Source organism: Streptomyces sp. C36 (genome assembly GCF_040932295.1).
Classification (GTDB): Bacteria; Actinomycetota; Actinomycetes; order Streptomycetales; family Streptomycetaceae; genus Streptomyces; species Streptomyces triculaminicus.
The window spans coordinates 671,001-692,047 of record NZ_JBFQGI010000003.1 but is presented as its reverse complement, the minus strand read 5'-3'; the positions used below and the strand labels follow the sequence as shown (position 1 = coordinate 692,047).

Here is a 21,047-nt window from a genome sequence, read left to right as displayed (position 1 = left end):
GGGTACGGGCGACGCGGACCGGCCCGGCGCTAGGGGTCCTCGCGCAGCGCCCGCGCCAGGTACGGCGCCGTGGCGCTCCCGGTGGCCCGCGCCACCTCGTGGGGAGAACCGGCCGCCACCACGCGTCCGCCCTCCGCTCCCCCGCCGGGCCCGAGGTCGACGACGTGGTCCGCGCCGGCCACCACGGCCATGTCGTGCTCGACGACCACCACGGAGTTGCCCGCCTCGACCAGCCCGTGCAGCTGGCGCAGCAGCACCTCGGTGTCGGCCGGGTGCAGGCCGGTCGTGGGCTCGTCCAGGACGTAGAGGGTGTGGCCGCGGTGGGTGCGCTGGAGTTCGGCGGCGAGCTTGATGCGCTGCGCCTCGCCCCCGGACAGCTCGGTGGCCGGCTGGCCCAGGCGCAGATAGCCCAGGCCGACGTCGCGCAGGGTGCGCAGGCCGCGCGCGGCGGCGGGCACGTCGGCGAGGAAGCCGGCGGCCGCGTCCACGGTCAGGTCCAGGACGTCGGCGATGCTCGCGCCCCGGTAGGTCACCTCCAGCGTCTCGGGGTTGTAGCGGGCGCCGTGGCAGGCGGTGCACGGCGCGTACGTACCGGGCAGGAAGAGCAGCTCGAGGGCGACGAAGCCCTCGCCCTGGCAGACCTCGCACCGCCCGGCCGGCACGTTGAAGGAGAACCGGCCGACGCCGTAGCCGCGGGCGCGGGCCTCGTCGGTGGCCGCGAAGACCTTGCGCACGGCGTCGAACAGGCCCGTGTAGGTGGCGAGGTTGGAGCGCGGCGTCCGGCCGATCGGCTTCTGGTCGACGCGCACGAGCCGGCCGACCGCCGCGAGGCCCTCCGCCCGCCACAGCGTCTCCCCACCGTCCAGGTGCGTCGCGACGGTGTCCGCGAGTACCTCGCCGACCAGCGTCGACTTGCCCGAGCCCGACACTCCCGTCACGGCGGTGAAGACGCCCAGGGGCAGGTCCAGGTCGAGGTCGCGGAGGTTGTGCCGGCTGACGCCGCGCAGCCGCAGCACGCCGGAGGGTTCGCGGGGCGTACGGGCGCGAGGGGCCTGTCCGCCGGGGAAGACGAAGCGGCGGGTCGCGGAGTCCGCCACGTGCTCCAGCCCGTCGACGGGACCGCTGTAGAGGACCCGCCCGCCGTGCTCCCCGGCCGCGGGCCCGACGTCGACGATCCAGTCGGCGCGGCGCACGACGTCCATGTGGTGCTCGACCACGAACAGCGAGTTGCCGGCCGCCTTGAGCCGGTCGAGGACGGTCAGCAGCGCGGCGCTGTCGGCCGGGTGCAGCCCGGCGGACGGCTCGTCCAGGACGTAGACCACGCCGAACAGCCCGGAGCGCAACTGGGTGGCGAGCCGCAGCCGCTGCAGCTCGCCGGCGGACAGGGTGGGGGTGGGGCGGTCCACGCCGAGGTAGCCCAGGCCGAGTTCGGTGAGCACCTCGATGCGGGCCAGCAGGTCGCGCGCGAGCGGGGCGGCCGCGCCCTCGCCGCCGGTCTCCCGCAGCGTGGCGGCCAGCGCGGTCAGCGGCAGGGCGGTCAGCTCGGCGATGGTGCGCCCGGCGAACGTGACGGCCAGCGCCTCGTCCCGCAGCCGCCGCCCGCCGCAGCGCGGGCAGGGCCCGCTGACCAGGTGCCGCTCGGCCCGGGCCCGCAGCGCGGCGCTCTTGGAGTCGGCGAAGGTGTGCAGGACGTAGCGGCGGGCGCTCATGTACGTGCCCTTGTACGGCCGCTGGATGCGCTCCGCCTCCCGCACCGGGTGCACGGTGACGACGGGCTGCTCGTCGGTGAACAGGATCCAGTCGCGCTCCTCCTGGGGCAGCTCTCGCCACGGCCGGTCGACGTCGTGGCCGAGGGCGTCGAGGATGTCGCGGAGGTTCTTGCCCTGCCAGGCGCCCGGCCAGGCGGTGATCGCGCCCTCGCGGATGGACAGCGAGGGGTCGGGAACGAGCGATTCCTCCGTCACGCGGTGCACCTGGCCCAGGCCGTGGCACTCGGGGCAGGCCCCGGCGGCGGTGTTGGGCGAGAAGGCGTCGGAGTCCAGCCGCGGCGCGCCCTCGGGGTAGGTGCCGGCCCGGGAGAAGAGCATGCGCAGGGAGTTGGAGAGCGTGGTGACCGTGCCGACGGAGGACCTCGAGGTGGGCGCCGACCGTCGCTGCTCGAGCGCGACGGCGGGCGGCAGCCCGGAGATCTCCTCGACCGTGGGCGCGCCGGCCTGGTGGATCAGCCGGCGCGCGTAGGGGGCGACGGACTCGAAGTACCGCCGCTGCGCCTCGGCGTAGACGGTGCCGAAGGCCAGCGAACTCTTGCCGGAGCCGGACACTCCGGTGAAGACGACGAGCGCGTCGCGGGGAATGTCGACGTCGACGGACCGGAGGTTGTGCGTCCGTGCTCCGCGCACGCGGACGTAGGGGTCGTGCATGCGCACGATCCTAAGGACCACCGCCACGGACGGGTGATCACGACCCGACGCGCTGACGTGATCAGAGGGTGTGCGCCACGATGCACCCTCTGGCAGAGCGAGACACCGCGGAAGTGGACGGGATGCCCATGTCCGACACTGACACCGACACCGGCGCCGACCCCCTCCTGCGGATCGCCGCCGCGATCGACCGTGAGCGCGATCCGTCCTCCCGGCCCTGCCTGACCTGCGGCGGCCCGACCCGGGTGGTGGTCAGGGAGCAGCCGTCCGGCGCCGGCGCGCCCGTCATCAGCGTGGGCAAGGAGTGCGCGATCGGGAGCTGCGCGCGTCCATGAGCCGGTACGCGGCCGCTTGACCGGGCGTCAGCCCTTCGCGCCGTGCTTCTTCCCTTCCGTTTTTCCTTTCCCTGCAGAGATCTTGACTGACCGTCGGCCGGGCGACGAGAGTCTGGCGACACCCCGCGGGTGATGGACGCGTCAGGCAAGGCGGTGCTACGAGTGCAGGGGACGACGAGAGAGGGCTGACCGCCATGGGAGATCCGGCAGCAGACGCACAGCACGGCCCCCAGAAGCCGGAACCGGTGGTACCGGGCCAACGGGTGGCGTTCGTACGCCGCATCGGTCTGTTCCAGGCCACGGCCATCAACATGAGCCAGATGTGCGGCATCGGCCCGTTCATCACCATCCCTCTGATGGTCGAGGTGTTCGGTGGCCCGCAGGCCGTCATCGGCTTCCTCGCGGGAGCCCTCGTGGCACTGGCCGACGGGCTGGTCTGGGCCGAGCTCGGGGCGGCGATGCCGGGCGCGGGCGGCAGCTACGTCTATCTGAGACAGGCCTTCCAGTACCGCACCGGGAAGCTGATGCCCTTCCTGTTCGTCTGGACCGCCATGCTGTTCATCCCCCTCGCCATGGCCAGCGGCGTGTACGGCTTCGTCCAGTACCTCGGCTTCCTCTGGCCGGACATGACGCCAACTCAGGGAGATGTGACGGGGCTGGCCCTGATCGTGCTGGTCGTCGCCCTGCTGTGGCGCCGGGTGGAGAACATCGCGCGCATCACCGCCGTGCTCTGGGGCGTGATGATCCTCTGCGCCGCGCTGGTCATCATCGCCGCCTTCACCCACTTCGACGCGGACCTGGCCTTCACCTACCCCGACGGCGCCTTCGACCTCTCGAAGTCCACCTTCTGGATCGGCTTCGCGGCGGGCCTGACCATCGGCGTCTACGACTACGGCGGCTACGGGACCGCCGCCTACCTGGGAGCCGAGATCAAGAACCCCGGGCGCACCCTGCCCCGGGCCATCGTCTTCTCGATCCTCGGCATCATGGCGATCTACCTGCTGCTCCAGATCGGCATCCTGGGCGTGGTCGACTGGCACGAGATGCTGGAGAAGGACTCGACGGCCTACACCGCGGTGGTCTCCGTCATGCTGGAGCGGACCTGGGGCGGCACGGCGGCCCGGATCATCACCGGGCTGATCCTCGTCACCACCTTCGCCTCGCTCTTCACCGGGCTCCTCGGCGGCTCCCGCGTGCCCCACGACGCCGCCCGGGAGAAGGTGTTCTTCCGCTCCTTCGCCACCCTCCACCCCCGGCACCGCTTCCCGGTGTGGCCCCTGCTGTCGATGGGGGTCATCGCCTGCGTCGGCTTCCTGATCGGCCGCCACAGCAGCCTGGCCGCGATCATCCAGCTGCTGATGGCGGTCATGGTGATCGTGCAGGCGCTGGCCCAGATCGCGGCCGTGACCGTGCTGCGCCGCCGCCAGCCGGGGTTGCGGCGCCCGTACCGCATGTGGCTGTATCCGCTGCCCGGCCTGGTGGCGCTGGCGGGCTGGCTCGTCATCTACGGCTACGCGGACGAGAGCTCACCGGGGCAGCACCCCATCGAGTGGTCGCTGGCCTGGGTCGGGGCGGGCTGTGTGGCGTTCGTGCTGTGGGCGGCGTACGAGAAGGTGTGGCCGTTCGGGCCGCGTGAGATCAGTGAGGAATACCTCCACGGCGCGGGGCGCGACGAACCGTCGGACATCGATCCCGACGGCGAGGCGGACCCCGGAGCCCGGGAGGCCACGCCCGCCTGACGGGGCGTCGGCCGCCCGGCCGCCCCCGGCCCGGGCTCCGCGGGCGGGTCCGAACGGTGATAAAACGGCACCCATGCCCTTGACCAGTGCCGCTCCACCGCCCACCCCCGCCGCCAAGCCGCGCAAGCTGCTGTGGCACCGCCTGATATTCGGGCTCTGGTACCGGCCCGTCGAGGTGCTCGACGAGGCCCGGGACCGGGGCGTGTGGGGCGCCGCCGCGTTCCTGTCCCTGCTGTGCGGGGCGCTGGGGACGCTGGCGAAGGACTCCTTCTGGGGGCAGTGGGACGTCAGTCCCGTGCTCGCGCTGGAGGCGATGGCGATCTGGTCGGTGGTGATGATGCTCGCCAGCCTGCTGCTGGGGACCGTCACCCACGCCATCGCGCGCCGGCTGGGCGGCAATGGTCGGTTCTCGCCGACCGCGAGCCTGTTCGTCGTCCTGTTCTGGACGAGCGACCTGCCCCGGCTGGCCCTCGACACCTGCCTGCCCGCGGGGTCGGTGCCGGTGCGGGCCGCGGCGTCGGTGACGGCGGCCTTCGGGTGCGCGCTCGCGGTCCTGCTGATACGTGGTCAGCACCATCTGCCGACCCACAGGGCCGTGGCGGCGGTGAGCATCCAGATGCTGGCGGCCGTCGCCCTGCTGAAGTTCCCGCCCGGCAGCGGCTGAGCCCGCGCGCACGGCGCCGGGACGGCGAAGGCCCGCCCGGTGCGACGGGGGATGCACACCGGGCGGGCTCGAGGACAGTTCTACCTCATCAACGGTGGGTTATGCACCAAAAACCTGTTCGGACCCGTGATTACCACCGGACGGGGAGCGAAATCAGGCCACGTGCACGAATCGCCGGACGCCACCTCAGCGCATCCCTCGGAACGTCGAGTTCCAGATTTTTGAAGCGCTCGAGCAGCGCCGCGAGGGCCGTCTCCGTCTCCATCCGGGCCAGCGGAGCGCCCAGGCAGTAGTGGATGCCGTGGCCCAGCGCCAGGTGCCCCGAGCGCTCCCGCCGCAGGTCGAGGCGGTCGGGGTCGGGAAAGTGCCGGGGGTCGCGGTTGGCCGAGGCGATCGACAGCAGCACCGTCTCACCGGCCGGGACGCGCACGCCGCCGATCTCCATGTCCTCCAGCGGAAAGCGGCGGATCGCCAGCGGAATCGGCCCGTCCCACCGGCCGATCTCCTCCACGGCCGCTCCGAGTCCGTCCGGATTCGCTCGCAGCTCGCTCAGCAGCCGGGGGTGGTCCAGCAGGGCGAGCACCGCGTTGGCGATGAGGTGGACGGTGTTCTCGTAGCCGGCGAACAGGATGAGGAACGCCAGCGACGTCAGTTCGTCCTCGGACAGCGCGTCCTCGCCGTCCCGCACCGCGATCAGGTCGGAGAGCAGGTCGTCGCCGGGCTCTGCGCGCTTGGCGCGGATCAGGCCGGTGAAGTAGCCCATCAGCCCGGCGACCGCCTCCTTCATCAGGTGCGGCCGCTCGCGGTCCGGAGTGACCAGCGCGTCCGTCCAGGCCCGGAAGTCCTGCCGGGCGTGGGGCGGGACGCCCAGGAGGTCGCAGATGACGATGATCGGCAGCGGCCCCGCGTAGCTCTCGAGCAGGTCCGTACGGCGCTCGTCGCCCGCCTCGACGGCGTCCAGCAGCTCGTCGGCGACCCGGCGCACCGGAACCCGGAGCCTGTCGACGCGGCCGGGCGTGAACGCCTTCACCACCAGGGCGCGCACCCGGGTGTGGTCGGGCGGGTCCATGTTGAGCAGGTTGGCGTCCAGCGCGGGCGGCAGCGAGAAGCCGCTGTAGTTGCCGGGCAGGGCGTGGCGCCGGTCCAGCGAGAGCCGGGGGTCGGCCAGCGCCCGGCGTACGTCGTCGTAGCGGGTCACCAGCCAGGCGGGTCGGCCGTCGGGGCCGGTGACACGGTGCACGGAGCCGGCCTCGCGGAGCCGGGCGTAGGTGCCGTACGGGTCTTCTATCAGCGCGGTGACGTCGATGGGCTGCATGGCATCCGACTCTAGAGGGCGGGCGGGTGACGGGGCGTTCGCACCGGCGCCGTCCGCGCGGGGTGTTCGCACCGGCGGCGCCGGAGCCGGGCAGATCCTCGATCTGTCCGGCTCCGGCGCCGGCCGGTGTCGCAGGCGGCCTTGACCCCCGTCCAGGGCCGCCTCGTCCGGTCCGCGACGCGCCGTCAGGGACGGCGCGCCGCGGTGATCTCGCGTAGTTCGGTGAGCACGGCGTCGACCAGCGGGTGGTGATAGACGTCCGCGACGCGTGCCAGGTGCTCGTGCTCCTCGGCCGGGTCGGCGCTGACGGTCATCACCACGTTGTCGGCGTGCGGTGCGGCCAGATGGCCGGTCTGCTGGTTGGCCAGGCCCCGGCGCAGGGCGGCGGCCTCGACCACGGCGGCCGCCCGGCGCTCGTCGAGCGCGGCGGCGGCCGCCTTCTCGCGGGCGATGTCCAGGGCGGAGGCCTCCACATGGCGCCGGACGCCGCGCTGGATGTCGCGGATCTCGGCCATCTGCCGGTTGGCCCGCCACTCCAGGTCGGCCAGGGGCCAGCGGGACGTCCAGCGGGAGGTCTCGATGGTGACCTCGGGGGCGTGGGCGGTGACCTCCTGCCACAGCGGGTCGAGGCGGCGCAGCCGGCGCCAGGCGGCCGCCCGGGGGCCGACGGCGGGCAGTGAGAACCCGAGCAGGACCAGCAGCGCGGCCACCGAGGCGCTCATCGGCGCCACGCCGTTGGAGAGCCAGTACACATCCGTCCCGGACCAGCTCAGGACGAAGCCCACCAGCTTGCAGGTGCAGTAGACCAGGCCCAGCCAGCAGCCCGCCGCGAGCGTGCGCAGGCCCTTGGCGAGCCAGGAGCGGCCCAGCTGGGCGGCGTAGCGCGGGCAGAGGTAGCCCAGGCCCGCGAGGCTGGTGCCGAAGATGGCCAGATACAGCACCAGGAAGGCGACGACTCCGGGCGCGTGGGCATAGGCGGTGCTGAAGTCGCGGGGGTGTTCCACGGCGTCGGGGCGGCCGACGGCGAAGCACACGATCGCGGTCGTCCAGGCCACCGCCACGGCGGCCATCGCGTACCGCGAGCGCGCGGCCGCCCGGGCTCGGGCCGCCTCGTCGCCGTGGCTGGTCCAGCGCAGCAGCAGGACGGTCGCGCCGGAGGCGAACAGCACCACGGCGGAGTAGAGGAAGACCATGGCGAGGTTCGCCACGCCCGTCAGCCGGTCGAACGCGCGGTAGACGCTGGGCGCGGAGAACAGGAAGACGATCGGGACGCCCGAGGTCATCAGGGCGGTCAGGCCCAGGTCGACGTTGTCGCGGTCGCGGAACCAGGCGCGGGCCTTGTAGCCCACGATGGCCCAGGTGACGGCGGAGAAGGTCAGGTAGAGGACGTCAAACACCGGTGGCGCCCCCTTCCCTCAGCCGCTGGCGTACGTGCTGCAGCGCGGGGCCCAGGGAGGCGGCGAGCGCGGCGGCCTGGCCCTCCAGCTCGGCCTCCTGGCCGGGCGGCGGCGGGACCACCTTCGCCATCAGCAGGGTGCCGAGGATCTCCGTCTCGCGCTCGGTGAGGTTGTCGTAGCAGTGGTGCCGGGCCAGGCCCATGGTCAGGCCCATGCGGCGCATGGCGGTCGCCACGTCGACGGAGGGCGTCCACACCTTGAGGGCGTCCTCGGTGACCGTGGGGTCCTGGTCGTGCCCCAGCAGCAGATGGCCGATCTCGTGCAGCACGATGTGCACCTGGTGCCAGGGGGAGGTCTTCTGCTCGTAGACGACCCAGTACGCGTCGTCGGTGGTGGCGGTCATTCCGGAGACGACGCCGTCCAGGCTCATCGGCACCAGGTGGATGGGCCGGCCCACGCGTGCCGCGACGGCGTCGCACATGCCCTGCAGATCGGTCGACGCGGGCAGTGCGAGCTCGTGGATGAGCTGCTTGCACCGGCGCCGTATCCGCCCCACGCGCATGCTTGCACCGTCCTCGTCCTCGGTACGCCGCCAGTAAGTGAAGAGCCGGTCCTCCGCCGCGACGGTCACGGGCGCTCCTCACCTCCCGCACCGGGCGGGTCGGACGGAAGGTTCATCTGCTGCCGGAACTGCGAAATGATCGTGGTGAGGCTGTCCTGCACCTCCGGCGGGAGGCCCACCGAGCGCAGCGCGATGGCCCGCACGCGCTGGTCCCGCATGGCGACGAGGAAACGGACCTCCTCCTCCACCCGTTCCGCCTGCGAGTCCGACAGATCGCCCATCAGATAGCCGACGGGCACGGCGAAGAACTTCGCCAGCGCCCGCAGCACGTCCGGGCTGGGGTTCGCGCGCTTGCCGTTGCGCAGCATCGACAGGTACTGCTCGGTGAGGCCGACCTCGCCGTACTCCGCGCCGTTGCTGATCTCCTCGGCCACGTGCCCGTTGGTGTACGGCGCGCCCGGCGGGTGCATGTTCGCGAACAGGTAGTTGAGCCGCTGCGCGAGCGGGCTGCCCGCGTCACCTGCCGAACCCGGCCTGTCCCCCCCGACTGCCATCTGCCCCGTCCTTCGAGCGCGCCCTGTGATGTCACACGGCTTAACGAACTCTCACGGCCAGTTAAGCTCGAATCCGGCCGCGAAGGCATCCTGTCATGGAGGAACGCCGAGCACTAGCCCGTTGCTGGTAACAAGCACATGAAGGACTTAACCACTGGTTGAGCCGGTCGAGTCGGTTGGGCCGGCCGGCCTCAGTGCGGGTGCACGGTGATGTCCCGGCCCTGGTACAGGGTCTGCACCCGGGCCTCCCCGGAGACGCTGTTGACGACCGTGCTGTTGTCGACGCTCGCGTACACGGCCCTCGCCGACTCCTCCCACCGGCGGTACTCCGCCGCGAACGCCTCGTCCTGGAAGGCGCGCCCGAACAGCAGCGCGGCCAGCGCCTGGTTCTGCGGCCCGCTGGCCGGGTCGAGCGGCAGCGCGGCCGCCGCGCCGTCCGCCTCCTGGCGGCCGCGCCCGAAGGCGCGTCGCGCGAGGTCGGCGAGCGACCCCCACGCCTGCCGTCCCGCTTCCGTACCCACCGACCCGGCGGCCGCCGTGACCGCCGTCGTGATCGCCTCGAGAGACAACGGATCGACCATCTGCCAACTCCCCACCCATGGACCGCACGGCCCGGACGCCACACTGCCGCCTCAGGCTATGGCACGCTCACCTCGTACGTCCCTGTCATGTCGTCCGCGCACCAGGGAGGAACCGTTCATGTGGTTCAAGAGGCTCAAGTGGTTCGCGCACAGATGGTTCGCGCAAGCGCACAGATGGTTCGCGCACAGACCCACCGTCCTGCGCGGCGGTGTCCTCGTCCTTCTCGCCGGGCTCCTCACGGCGACCACCGTGGTCCCGGCCGCCTCGGCGGTGCCGGCCGCCGTGTCCGCCGACGCGTACTGGACCGCCGAACGCATGCGGGCCGCGCTGCCCGCCGCCGACGCGATGCGGCGGAGCGCCTCCAAGCCGTCGTCCGATCCGGTGCCGCCCAGCCACCCCTTCGACGGCCTGCCCCAAGTGGGCACGTTCTTCTGGACCGACGGCCAGAACTCCGGCCGTTTCTGCGGCGGCACGGTGGTGCGCAGCCCGCACCGCGACCTCGTCGTCAGCGCCGCGCACTGCCTGCGCTCGCCCGACCCGAAGAAGCACCTGTCGTTCGTGCCGCAGTACCACGACGGCCTCAAGCCCCACGGCGTCTTCCCCGTCGAGCTCATCTACATCGACCAGCGCTACTACGACCTGGGCACCGACGGCGGCGCGCGCTGGGACTTCGCCGTGGTCCGGCTCGGTGACCGCGCCGACGGAACGCCCGTGCAGCGCGCGGTCGGCGGCTTCGACCTGGCGGTCCGCCCGGGCTACGACCACGGGGACGTACGCCTGATCGGCTACCCGGGCAGCAGCGACGCCACCCACCCCAAGCCGCTCGACTGCCGCTCCTCCACCCACCGTTACACCAGCACCGACCCCAAGGCACCGGGCGACTTCCTGGAGATCGCCTGCGCGGGCTACATCGGGGGCACCTCGGGCGGCCCGTTCCTGGTGCGCGGCCTGACCGGCTACCTGGTGATCGGCGTCATCGGCGGCTACCACACCGGCGGTGACACCCCGGACATCTCCTACAGCTCGTACTTCAACGACGACCTGCTCGACCTGTACCTGAGCGCCGTCGACGGCGACGACCCGGCCGGCCGCTGACACGGACACCGGCACGACGAAGGCCGCATCCCGCGGTGCGGGATGCGGCCTTTTACATCCTATTACGTCCTGCTCCGTCCCGATGGGTCGGCTAGCGGCGGTGCGGGTGCCGCGTCAGGGTGTAGCCGCCGACCGCCGCGAGCGCGCAGAGCACCGCGCCGCCCACGGTCCAGCCCCAGCGGCCCGACCACCAGCCGCCGTTCCAGCCGCCGTCCGGCTCGGCGACGGCCGCCGCGTGCAGCGGCGCGCCGAGCGCGCCGCCCTCGGCACGGGCCCCGCCCGCGTCCTCGGCGCTCACCCGCACCTCCGCCTTCACCGGCAGCCCGAGGTCCCGGTCGGGGACGTCGACGACGGTGAGACGGATGTAGTACGCCCCGGGGAGCGGGTCGTTGGCCCAGCGCTCGGACCACGGCCGTACGGTCCGCAGCGTGCAGCTGAGGGCCACCGTGGTGTCCTGCTCGGACGCCCGCGCGGTCCGGTCCCCCGTGGTGCACGCCTGGCGGCGGCGCAGCCCGTCGAAGACGTCGAGCTGCCAGGTGGCGGCGCCGTGCCGCGCCGAGGCCTCGGGCAGGTTCACCGTCGCCTTGACGGTCGCCCGCTGCCCGGCGCCGGCCGGGAACTGCCAGTACAGGTAGTCACCCGTGGACGCGTCGGCCGTGGCCTTCTCGTCCTGCTTGATCGCCACCGCGGTACGGAAGGCGGTGCCGGCCTCGGTGGGCGCCTGGTCGTCGGCCGTGGCGGCCGACGCGGAGCCCATCAGGGCTGCTGCCGCCAGCGCGAGCGCGGTCAGCGCACGTGTCGTGCGTCGCATCAGTTCTCCCTCCACACCGCGACCCGCCAGCGGGCCAGCCAGCCCCACAGCAGTCCGGCGAGCAGCCCGGTCACACCCAGCACGGCCAGCAGGATCCAGCCCCGGCCCAGGCCGAACGCGGCCAGGTCGGAGGGGTTGTCGGGAGCCTTCACCACATCGACGGCCAGCTCGAGGGGAAGCCCCGGGTCGCGCTTGACGGAGGCGGGAGCGGAGAAGGAGTGGGAGACCTCGAGGCAGACGGTCCTGGGCTCCTTGTCGTCCTCCTTCGCCTTCCACACCGGAAGCCTCAGCCCGGACGCCATCACATCGGTACGCCCGCTGCCCGCGTCCGAACCGCGCACCAGCTCCTGCCCGCTCTCGCCCACCGCGCGCACCAGGACCCCGTAGTCCCGGTCCACCGCGCGGTCGGCGCCCACGCTCACGGACGCCCGCAGCTCCTGGCCCGGCTTCACCGTGACCCGGTACCAGCGGTGCTCGCCGAACGTCGCACGGTCCGTCCAGATCCCCGCGCCGATCCCGGGCGCCGTCGAGCACGCGTTCGCGCCCTGGACGGGCCTGGGCGTCTCGACGGGCGTGTCCGCCCGGCGCACCAGCTGCTTGATGCGACCGGAGAGCTCCTTGGTGTGCCGCACGGTGGTGTACGTGCCACCGGTCGCCTCGGCGATGCAGCTGAGCTGCTCACGGGTCTTGTCGTCCTGGGTCAGGCCCAGCGTGTCGACCGTCAGGTGCGTGCCCTTGGCCGCCAGTTCCCGCGCCACGTCGCACGGGTCGGGCATCCCGCAGGAGTCCTCACCGTCGGTGATGAGCACGATCCGGCGCGTACCGCCGTCCGTCCCCAGATCCTGGTCCGCGCCGCGCAGGGCGTACCCGATCGGCGTCCAGCCGGTCGGCCGCAGCGTGGCCACGGCCGTCTTGGCCTCGGTCCGGTCGACCTTCCCGACGGGGTAGAGCTGCTTGCTGTCCCGGCAGCCGGTCTCCTTGTCGTCGCCCGCGTAATTGGCGCCGAGGGTACGGATGCCGAGCCGGACGTTGTCCGGCACCGCGTCGATGACCTCGTTGAACGCCTGCTGCGCGGCCGCCATCCGCGACTGCCCGTCCACGTCCCGGGCCCGCATCGACCCGCTGACGTCCAGCACCAGCTCGACTTTCGGGGATTCCTTCGCCGGCCCGTCGGCGGCACTCGCCGGCACGACACCCGCGGCCAGGGCGGCGAGCAGGGCACAGGCCCCCACCGCCAGCCGTTTTGTGATGATCATCCGAGGATCCTAGTGATCCCGGGTGGCGGACCCAAATGGCCGGAGCGGGCCTGCCCCGCTCCGGCCGGGCGTCCTGTCTACTCCCCGCCCTCCAGGTCGCCCTCCGTCTCGAGGAAGACCTGCCGCAGCGCCTCGAGGGTCTCGGCGTCCGGCTTGGCCCACATGCCGCGGCTCTCGGCCTCGAGGAGGCGTTCGGCGATGCCGTGCAGGGCCCAGGGGTTGGCCTCCTGGAGGAAGGCGCGGTTCTCCGGGTCCAGGGCGTAGGTCTGGGCGAGCTTGTCGTACATCCAGTCGGGGACGACGCCGGTGGTGGCGTCGTAGCCGAACAAGTAGTCCACGGTCGCGGCGAGTTCGAAGGCGCCCTTGTAGCCGTGGCGGCGCATGGCCTCGATCCAGCGGGGGTTGACCACACGGGCGCGGAAGACGCGGGAGGTCTCCTCGACCAGGGTGCGGGTGCGGATCGTCTCGGGGCGGGTGGAGTCGCCGATGTACGCGGCGGGGGCGGTGCCCTTGAGGGCCTTGACGGTGGCGACCATGCCGCCGTGGTACTGGAAGTAGTCGTCGGAGTCGGCGATGTCGTGTTCGCGGGTGTCGGTGTTCTTGGCCGCGACCGCGATGCGCTTGTAGGCCGTCTCCATGTCCTCGCGGGCCGGGCGGCCCTCGAGGCCGCGGCCGTAAGCGTAGCCGCCCCAGACGGTGTAGACCTCGGCGAGGTCGGCGTCGGTGCGCCAGTCGCGGCTGTCGATGAGCTGGAGCAGGCCCGCGCCGTAGGTGCCGGGGCGGGAGCCGAAGATGCGGGTGGTGGCGCGGCGTTCGTCGCCGTGGGCGGCGAGGTCGGCCTGGGCGTGGGCACGGACGTAGTTCTGCTCGGCGGGCTCGTCGAGCGAGGCCACCAGGCGCACGGCGTCGTCCAGGAGGCCGATGACGTGCGGGAACGCGTCGCGGAAGAAGCCGCTGATGCGCAGGGTGACGTCGATGCGGGGGCGGCCCAGTTCCTCGAGGGCGACGGGCTCGAGGCCCGTCACGCGTCGCGACGCCTCGTCCCACACCGGGCGGACGCCCAGCAGGGCCAGCGCCTCCGCCACGTCGTCGCCGGCCGTGCGCATGGCGCTGGTGCCCCACAGGGACAGGCCCACCGACTCGGGCCAGCCGCCCTCGTCGGTGCGGTAGCGCTCGAGCAGCGAGTCGGCGAGGGCCTGGCCGGTCTCCCAGGCGAGGCGGCTGGGGACGGCCTTGGGGTCGACGGAGTAGAAGTTGCGGCCCGTCGGAAGGACGTTGACCAGGCCGCGCAGCGGGGAGCCGGAGGGGCCCGCGGGGACGAAGCCGCCGGACAGCGCCTTGACGGCGTGGTCGAGTTCGGCGGTCGTGCCTGCCAGGCGGGGGACCACTTCGCGGGCGGCGAAGTCGAGGATGGCCGCGACGGCGTCGGCCTTCGCGGGGTCGGTGCCCACGACACCGGTGCCCACGACAGCCGGGATCGCCGCCGGGTCCCAGCCCGCCGCCTCCATGGCCTCCACCAGGGCGCGGGCCTCGGCCTCCGCCTCGTCCGCCGTCGTGCGCGTGGCCGCCGACTCGTCCAGGCCGAGTGCCTCGCGCAGGCCCGGCAGGGCCGTCGTGCCGCCCCAGATCTGGCGGGCGCGCAGGATCGACAGGACGAGGTTCACCCGCGCCTCGCCGGTGGGGGCGTCGCCCAGGACGTGCAGACCGTCGCGGATCTGGGCGTCCTTGACCTCGCACAGCCAGCCGTCGACGTGCAGCAGGAAGTCGTCGAAGCCGTCGTCGTCCGGGCGCTCCTCCAGGCCGAGGTCGTGGTCGAGGCGGGCGGCCTGGATCAGGGTCCAGATCTGGGCGCGGATCGCCGGCAGCTTGGCCGGGTCCATGGCGGAGATCTGGGCGTACTCGTCGAGGTGCTGTTCCAGGCGCGTGATGTCGCCGTAGGACTCGGCGCGGGCCATGGGCGGCACGAGGTGGTCGACGAGGGTGGCGTGGGCGCGGCGCTTGGCCTGGGTGCCCTCGCCGGGGTCGTTGACGAGGAAGGGGTAGACCAGCGGCAGGTCGCCGAGGGCGGCGTCGGGGCCGCAGGCGGCGGACAGGCCGGCGTTCTTGCCGGGCAGCCACTCGAGGTTGCCGTGCTTGCCCAGGTGCACCATCGCGTCGGCGCCGAAGCCGCCGTCCTCGCGGGAGGCCGCGATCCAGCGGTAGGCGGCGAGGTAGTGGTGGGAGGGCGGCAGGTCGGGGTCGTGGTAGATGGCGATGGGGTTCTCGCCGAAGCCGCGCGGCGGCTGGATGAGGATCAGCAGGTTGCCGCGGCGCAGGGCGGCCAGGACGATGTCGCCGTCCGGGTCGCCCTCGGCGGTACGGCTGCGGTCGAGGAACATCTCGCCGGGCGCCGGGCCCCAGTGCTCCTCGACGGCCTCGCGCAGCTCGGCGGGCAACTGCGCGTACCAGCGCTTGTAGTCGGCGGCCGGGATACGGACCGGGTTGCTGGCCAGCTGCTCCTCGGTGAGCCAGTCCTGGTCGTGGCCGCCGGCCTCGATGAGGGCGTAGATGAGCTCGTCGCCGTCGCCGGAGGCGAGGCCGGGCACGGCCTCGTCGCCGAAGTCGTAGCCCTCCTCGCGCAGTCGGCGCAGCAGGGCGACGGCACTGGCGGGGGTGTCGAGGCCGACGGCGTTGCCGATGCGGGAGTGCTTGGTGGGGTAGGCGGACAGGACGAGGGCGATCCGCTTGTCGGCGGCCGGGATGTGGCGCAGCCGGGCGTGGCGCACGGCGATGCCGGCCACGCGGGCGGCGCGCTCCATGTCGGCGACATAGGCGGGCAGGCCGTCCTCGTCGACCTCCTTGAAGGAGAACGGAACGGTGATGATGCGGCCGTCGAACTCGGGCACGGCGACCTGGGTGGCGGCGTCGAGCGGCGAGAGCCCCTCGTCGTTCTCCTCCCACGCGCTGCGCGGCCCGGTCAGGCACAGCGCCTGCAGGATCGGTACGTCGAGCGCGGCGAGGGCGCCGGCGTCCCAGGACTCGTCGTCGCCGCCGGCGGAGGCCTCGGCGGGGCGGGTGCCGCCGGCCGCGAGGACGGTGGTGACGATGGCGTCGGCGCCGCGCAGGGCGTCGATCAGTTCGGGTTCGGGGGCGCGCAGGGAGGCGACGTACAGCGGCAGCGCGCGGCCTCCGGCGTCCTCGATCGCCCCGCACAGGGCCTCGACGAAGGCGGTGTTGCCGCTCATGTGGTGCGCGCGGTAGTAGAGCACCGCGACGAGCGGGCCGCTCGCGCCGGGCTTGGGGGTGCGCTCCAGCTCGCCCCAGGCGGGGGCGGCGGCCGGGGGCTCGAAGCCGTGGCCGGTGAGCAGCACGGTGTCCGAGAGGAAGCGGGCGAGCTGCTCGAGGTTGGCCGGGCCGCCGTGGGCGAGGTAGGCGTGGGCCTCGGCGGCGATGCCGACGGGGACCGTGGAGGCCTCCATCAGCTGGGCGTCGGGTGCCTGTTCGCCGGTGAGGACGACGACGGGCCGCGGGCCGGCGAGCAGCAGGTCCAGGCCCTCCTGCCAGGCGCGGAGGCCGCCGAGGAGGCGTACGACGACGAGGTCGGTGCCCTCCAGGAGCGCCGGGAGCTCGTCCAGCGCGAGCCGGGCGGGGTTGGCGAGCCGGTAGGACACCGGGCCGCCGGCCGCGCGGGCGCTGAGCAGGTCGGTGTCGGAGGTCGACAGGAGAAGGATCACGCGGCGCTCCCGAGTGCGAGTGCTTCGAGGGTCGCCCGGGGTGCGCGGCACCGGAACGTGCGCATGCTGCGGCTGGCCTTCCTCGGGGTCCGCGCCCCGGGCGGTGGGAAGACGGCGGGAGTTCCTGACTCGCCCGGCATCGCTGCCGTGCTCACAGTGGCGGGACCGTGCCGGAGTCTCACCGGCTTCCTCCCCTGTCGCCGTCTCTGGCGTCCGGCGGACCCATGGCTCCGCCGATGAGCCATAGTAGCGAGCGGAACCCCGATGACCAGCGCGTGTTCCGTTCTCCCGCCCCTGCCGCCCGGAGCCGGCGAACCGGGGCGGGCGGGGCCGCGGAGAGGTGCCCCTCGGTATGCTCGCGGCCATGTCCGCCACCCCCACGTCCGGCCGCGAGAGCGGTGACCGCTGCCCCGGCGCGCTGCGGCTGCACGCCGCGGACGACGGGGCGCTGGCGCGCGTCCGGCTGCCCGGCGGTCTGCTGACGTCCGTTCAGGCCGAGGTGCTGGCCGGCCTGGCCGAGGAGCTGGGCGACGGCCGTCTCGACATCACCTCGCGCGGCAACGTCCAGCTGCGCGGCCTGCCGGACGCCTGCGGCGCGGCCCTGGGAGGGCGGCTGCGCGCGGCCGGGCTGCTGCCGTCGGACCGTCACGAGCGGATCCGCAACGTGGTGGCGTCGCCGCTGTGCGGGCTGGACGGGCGGGATGACGGGCGGACCGACGCGCGCGTGGATGTGCAGGCCTGGGCGCGCGCCCTGGACGGGCTTCTGTGCGCCGGAGAAGGCGCAGGAGAAGGCGCAGGAGAAGGCGCAGGAGAAGGCGCAGGAGAAGACGAAGCAGGAACAAGCGACTTGTCGGGATTGTCGGGCCGTTTCCTCTTCGGTCTCGACGACGGCCGCGGCGACATCGTGGCTCTGGCGCCCGATGTGACGTTGATCGCAGAGCGGGACGGCCGGCACGCCCTGCTGTGCTTCGGCACCGCCGGCCCCGCCGTGCGCCTCGCCTCCGGCGACGCCCCTCGCGCGGCCCTCCTCGCCGCGCGGGCGTTCCTCGCGGCACGGCGCGCGAGCGGCGTCGGGGCCTGGCGCGTACGCGACCTCGCCCCCGAACAGCGGCCGTCCCCCGAGCGGTTGGCCGAGCGGCTCGCCGCCGCCGGGATCGCCTGCTCGCTCGTACCGCGCCTCACGCTCCCCCACGGCCCGGCGCCCCCGCCGGGCGCGGTGCACGGCCGGGACGGGCGGTGGGCGCTGTCCCTGGCGGCGCCCCTGGGACGGCTGACCGTGGGCCAGTGGCGTCTGGTCGCCGGTGCCGCCGCCCAGGACGGCGACGGCGAACTGCGTGTGACACCCTGGCGCGGCATCGTCGTGCCGGGGCTGACGGCCGTGGCGGGCGCCGCCCACCGCACGGCGTTCGCCGACGCGGGCCTGGTCGTCTCCCCCGACTCCCCCTGGCACGGGGCCGGCGCCTGCGCGGGCCGTCCCGGGTGCGCGAAGTCCCTCGCGGACGTACGGGCCGACGCGGCCGCCTGCCTCACCGGGACGCTCCCTGGCGGGGCGGACGTCCTGCCGGTGTACTGGTCCGGGTGCGAGCGGCGCTGCGGGCACCCCGGCGGCCGGTGGGTCGACGTGCTCGCCACGGACGAGGGCTACCGGCTCGCCGTGCGGGACGATGCGGCGCGAGGACCGGCGACGGCGAGGACGGTGCCGGCGCGAGAGATGGCCGACGCGGTGGCGGCGGCCCGTACCACGACATGAACGAGGGCCAAGTGTTCGACTACGACAAGGACGGCGCGTCCATCTACCGCCAGTCCTTCGCCACCATCCGGGCCGAGGCCGACCTCGGCGGGCTGCCCGCCGACGTCAGCCGGGTCGCGGTCCGCATGATCCACGCCTGTGGGATGACGGACCTCGTCAAGGACCTGGCGTACTCCCCCGGCGTGGTGGCGAAGGCGCGCGCCGCGCTGCTCGCCGGCGCGCCCATCCTCTGCGACGCGAACATGGTCGCCTCGGGAGTGACCCGCAAGCGGCTGCCCGCGGACAACGAGGTGCTGTGCACGCTCGCCGATCCGGCGGTTCCGGATCTGGCGGCGCGCATGGGCACGACCCGCAGCGCCGCCGCCCTGGAGCTGTGGCACGAGAAGCTGGACGGCGCCGTCGTCGCGGTGGGCAACGCGCCGACCGCGCTGTTCCGCCTGCTGGAGATGGTGGCGGAGGGCGCGCCCCGCCCGGCGGCCGTGCTCGGCATCCCGGTCGGCTTCATCGGCGCCGCCGAGTCCAAGGACGCGCTGGCCGACAGCCCGCTGGGGCTGGAGTACCTGGTGGTGCGGGGGCGGCGGGGCGGCAGCGCCATGGCCGCGGCCGCGATCAACGCGATAGCGAGCGAGGAAGAGTGAGCGAGCAGCACCCGCGGACCGAGCGGCGTCCGCAGACCGACCGGCACCCGCGGACGACGGGCCGGCTGTACGGGGTGGGGCTCGGCCCCGGCGACCCGTCACTGATGACCCTGCGGGCCGTCGAGACCATCGCCGCGGCCGACGTCGTCGCCTACCACAGCGCCCGGCACGGCCGCAGCATCGCGCGCTCGATCGCCGAACGCCACCTGCGCCCGGACCACATCGAGGAGCGGCTGGTCTACCCGGTCACCACGGAGACCACCGACCACCCCGGCGGCTACCGGGCCGCGATGGAGGAGTTCTACGAGGAGGCCGCGGCCCGGCTGGCCGCGCACCTGGACGCCGGGCGCACCGTGGCCGTCCTCGCCGAGGGCGACCCGCTCTTCTACAGCTCGTACATGCACATGCACAAGCGGCTCGCCCACCGCTACCCCACGGAGGTCGTGCCCGGGGTCACCTCGGTGAGCGCCGCGGCCGCCCGCCTCGGGGAACCGCTCGTCGAGGCCGAGGAGGTGCTCACCATCCTGCCGGGCACCCTGCCCGAGGAGGAGCTCGCGGCCCGGCTCGCCGCCACCGACTCGGCGGTCGTGATGAAACTCGGCCGCACGTTCCCGGCGGTGCGGGGCGCGCTGGAACGGGCGGGCCGGCTGGAGGAGGCGCGGTACGTCGAACGCGCCACGATGAGCGGTGAGCGCACGGGCCGGCTGGCGGACATCGACCCGGAGTCGGTGCCGTACTTCTCGGTGGCGGTGCTGCCGAGCCGCGTCGGCACCGAGCCGGAGCCCGCGGCCTCCGGCGAGGTCGTGGTCGTCGGGCTCGGCCCGGCGGGCCCGCTGTGGCTCACCCCGGAGGCGCGCGGCGCGCTGGCGGCGGCGCAGGACGTCGTCGGCTACAGCACCTACGTGGACCGGGTGCCCGTACGCCCCGGCCAGCGCCGCCACCCCTCCGACAACAAAGTGGAGTCCGAGCGCGCCGAGTTCGCCCTCGACCTCGCCCGCCAGGGCCGCCGGGTCGCGGTGGTCTCGTCGGGCGACCCGGGCGTCTTCGCCATGGCCACGGCCGTCCTGGAGGTCGCCTCCGAGGACCCCTACCGCGAGATCCCGGTGCGCGTGGTCCCCGGCATGACGGCCGCCCACGCGGCCGCCGCCCGGGCGGGCGCCCCCCTCGGCCACGACTACGCCGTCGTCTCCCTCTCCGACCGCCTCAAGCCCTGGGAGGTCATCGCCGAACGGCTGCGCGCCGCGGCGGCCGCGGACCTGGTCCTCGCCCTCTACAACCCCGGCTCCCGCTCCCGCCTCTGGCAGGTCGGCAAGGCCCGCGAGCTCCTCCTCGAGCACCGCACCCCGGAAACCCCCGTGGTCCTCGCCCGCGACGTGGGCGGCCCCGAGGAGTCCGTACGCGTCGTCCGCCTCGGCGAACTCGACCCCGCACAGGTCGACATGCGCACCCTGCTGATCGTGGGCTCCACGCAGACCCGGGCGGTACGACGAGGCGCATCCGGCACGGAAGAGATCGCCTGGACCCCCCGCCGCTACCCCGAGCGCTGACGCGCGACCCCGCCCCCTTCGGCACGGCGCCCGCCGTGCCCCGTCCCCGTCCCCGGCAAGCGCATCCGCCCGGGGGCGGGGCATCGCGTGGGGGGGCGGGGGGCGACCGGGCCCTACGCGCGCGAGGGGCGTGCGTGTCAGCGCAGACCGAGCAGCATCACGTCATGGAGGTCCGCGCCCTCCCACGGGCGCGCCTCGCCGATCTTGCAGTATCCCCACGCCCGGTAGGCGGCCGATGCCGCCTTGCTGTCCGGGTGGACGTTGAGCAGCACGCGCTCCGCCTCGATGCCGTCGACCAGTGCCTCGTGCAAGCGGCGCGCGACGCCCTGCCGGCGCCACGGCCCGCGCACAGCGAGCTCCATGAGCCCGAAGGTGCGGTGCCCGTCTTCCCGCCGCATGTCGTCGGACACGGGGTCGGTCAGTTGGTCCCACCACCCCGTGTCGGGCCCGAGCGGGTAGCCGTACGCCATGCCGACCGGCTCGCCGCCCTCGGCATGGGCGAGAACGGCACGAAAGGTGCCTTTGCGGGTCTGAGAGCGGAAGCGCCGGAAGGTGGCTGCCACGTCGTCCGCGGTCTCGTTGTACGGCGGTTCCGCGAACGCCTCGGCGTATACCAGCCTGAACGCCTCCTCGACCCGAGCGGCGGCAGAGCCGTCCATGCGTTCCACC

At 73.6% G+C, this 21,047-nt stretch carries 17 protein-coding genes and 1 riboswitch; of the genes, 7 read left to right on the top strand and 10 right to left on the bottom strand.

The annotated features are described in order from the left end of the window. Window positions 1-29: 29 nt before the first annotated feature. Window positions 30-2,420 (bottom strand): ABC transporter, encoded by a 2,391-nt coding sequence (locus tag AB4K12_RS12845; protein ID WP_368434317.1) that lies wholly within the window; start codon window positions 2,418-2,420, stop codon window positions 30-32. Window positions 2,421-2,548: 128 nt separating this feature from the next. Between AB4K12_RS12845 and AB4K12_RS12840 the strand changes: the two genes are divergently transcribed. From AB4K12_RS12840 to AB4K12_RS12830, 3 genes are all read left to right on the top strand, one after another. Next, window positions 2,549-2,755, top strand: coding sequence for a hypothetical protein (locus AB4K12_RS12840; protein WP_368434316.1), 207 nt, complete (start codon window positions 2,549-2,551; stop codon window positions 2,753-2,755). 245 nt (window positions 2,756-3,000) lie between these two features. Continuing rightward, window positions 3,001-4,494 carry an APC family permease gene (locus AB4K12_RS12835; RefSeq protein WP_368434315.1) on the top strand — a complete coding sequence of 498 codons (1,494 nt, stop codon included), beginning with the start codon at window positions 3,001-3,003 and terminating at the stop codon, window positions 4,492-4,494. Window positions 4,495-4,567: 73 nt separating this feature from the next. Continuing rightward, the gene (locus AB4K12_RS12830) at window positions 4,568-5,158 is read left to right on the top strand and encodes a YIP1 family protein (RefSeq protein WP_086569578.1); all 591 of its coding nucleotides are present in this window, start codon (window positions 4,568-4,570) and stop codon (window positions 5,156-5,158) included. Between the two features lie 130 nt (window positions 5,159-5,288). Here AB4K12_RS12830 and AB4K12_RS12825 read toward each other — a convergent pair whose 3' ends face one another. From AB4K12_RS12825 to AB4K12_RS12805, 5 genes are all read right to left on the bottom strand, one after another. After that, window positions 5,289-6,473 carry a cytochrome P450 gene (locus AB4K12_RS12825; protein ID WP_368434314.1) on the bottom strand — a complete coding sequence of 395 codons (1,185 nt, stop codon included), beginning with the start codon at window positions 6,471-6,473 and terminating at the stop codon, window positions 5,289-5,291. Between the two features lie 185 nt (window positions 6,474-6,658). Continuing rightward, complete coding sequence (locus AB4K12_RS12820) at window positions 6,659-7,870, bottom strand: MAB_1171c family putative transporter (protein ID WP_368434313.1); 1,212 nt, start codon at window positions 7,868-7,870, stop codon at window positions 6,659-6,661. Beyond that, window positions 7,863-8,501, bottom strand: a complete 639-nt coding sequence (locus AB4K12_RS12815) for a hypothetical protein (protein ID WP_368434312.1) — start codon at window positions 8,499-8,501, stop codon at window positions 7,863-7,865. Before AB4K12_RS12815 ends, AB4K12_RS12820 begins: the two co-directional genes overlap by 8 nt. Beyond that, window positions 8,498-8,986 carry a helix-turn-helix domain-containing protein gene (locus tag AB4K12_RS12810; protein ID WP_086569586.1) on the bottom strand — a complete coding sequence of 163 codons (489 nt, stop codon included), beginning with the start codon at window positions 8,984-8,986 and terminating at the stop codon, window positions 8,498-8,500. The genes AB4K12_RS12815 and AB4K12_RS12810 overlap by 4 nt, the downstream gene beginning before the upstream one ends. A 191-nt stretch (window positions 8,987-9,177) precedes the next feature. Then, entirely contained in the window at window positions 9,178-9,567 is a 390-nt protein-coding gene (locus AB4K12_RS12805) for a hypothetical protein (protein ID WP_368434311.1), read from the bottom strand. Window positions 9,568-9,685: 118 nt separating this feature from the next. On the opposite strand from AB4K12_RS12805, the gene AB4K12_RS12800 reads away from it, so the two are divergent. After that, a complete protein-coding gene (locus AB4K12_RS12800; RefSeq protein WP_368434310.1) occupies window positions 9,686-10,663 on the top strand; it encodes a serine protease in 978 nt (325 codons plus the stop codon). Between the two features lie 91 nt (window positions 10,664-10,754). On the opposite strand, the gene AB4K12_RS12795 is transcribed toward AB4K12_RS12800, so the two are convergent. From AB4K12_RS12795 to cobN, 3 genes are all read right to left on the bottom strand, one after another. Then, window positions 10,755-11,474, bottom strand: a complete 720-nt coding sequence (locus AB4K12_RS12795; RefSeq protein ID WP_368434309.1) for a hypothetical protein — start codon at window positions 11,472-11,474, stop codon at window positions 10,755-10,757. Continuing rightward, window positions 11,474-12,730 carry a VWA domain-containing protein gene (locus AB4K12_RS12790; protein ID WP_368434308.1) on the bottom strand — a complete coding sequence of 419 codons (1,257 nt, stop codon included), beginning with the start codon at window positions 12,728-12,730 and terminating at the stop codon, window positions 11,474-11,476. Before AB4K12_RS12790 ends, AB4K12_RS12795 begins: the two co-directional genes overlap by 1 nt. A gap of 77 nt (window positions 12,731-12,807) precedes the next feature. Continuing rightward, window positions 12,808-16,443, bottom strand: coding sequence for a cobaltochelatase subunit CobN (gene cobN, locus AB4K12_RS12785; RefSeq protein ID WP_368434307.1), 3,636 nt, complete (start codon window positions 16,441-16,443; stop codon window positions 12,808-12,810). A gap of 98 nt (window positions 16,444-16,541) precedes the next feature. After that, window positions 16,542-16,693, bottom strand: a riboswitch (cobalamin riboswitch). Window positions 16,694-16,807: 114 nt separating this feature from the next. Between cobN and AB4K12_RS12780 the strand changes: the two genes are divergently transcribed. Genes AB4K12_RS12780 through AB4K12_RS12770 form a run of 3 tightly spaced genes read left to right on the top strand, consistent with a single transcriptional unit; the run spans window position 16,808 to window position 20,378 of the window. Further along, complete coding sequence (locus AB4K12_RS12780) at window positions 16,808-18,193, top strand: cobalamin biosynthesis protein CobG (RefSeq protein WP_368434306.1); 1,386 nt, start codon at window positions 16,808-16,810, stop codon at window positions 18,191-18,193. Then, window positions 18,190-18,831 carry a precorrin-8X methylmutase gene (locus AB4K12_RS12775; protein ID WP_368434305.1) on the top strand — a complete coding sequence of 214 codons (642 nt, stop codon included), beginning with the start codon at window positions 18,190-18,192 and terminating at the stop codon, window positions 18,829-18,831. Before AB4K12_RS12780 ends, AB4K12_RS12775 begins: the two co-directional genes overlap by 4 nt. Beyond that, window positions 18,828-20,378 carry a precorrin-2 C(20)-methyltransferase gene (locus tag AB4K12_RS12770; protein WP_368434304.1) on the top strand — a complete coding sequence of 517 codons (1,551 nt, stop codon included), beginning with the start codon at window positions 18,828-18,830 and terminating at the stop codon, window positions 20,376-20,378. Before AB4K12_RS12775 ends, AB4K12_RS12770 begins: the two co-directional genes overlap by 4 nt. Before the next feature lie 137 nt (window positions 20,379-20,515). Here AB4K12_RS12770 and AB4K12_RS12765 read toward each other — a convergent pair whose 3' ends face one another. Then, complete coding sequence (locus tag AB4K12_RS12765; protein WP_368434459.1) at window positions 20,516-21,037, bottom strand: GNAT family N-acetyltransferase; 522 nt, start codon at window positions 21,035-21,037, stop codon at window positions 20,516-20,518. Window positions 21,038-21,047 lie beyond the last annotated feature (10 nt).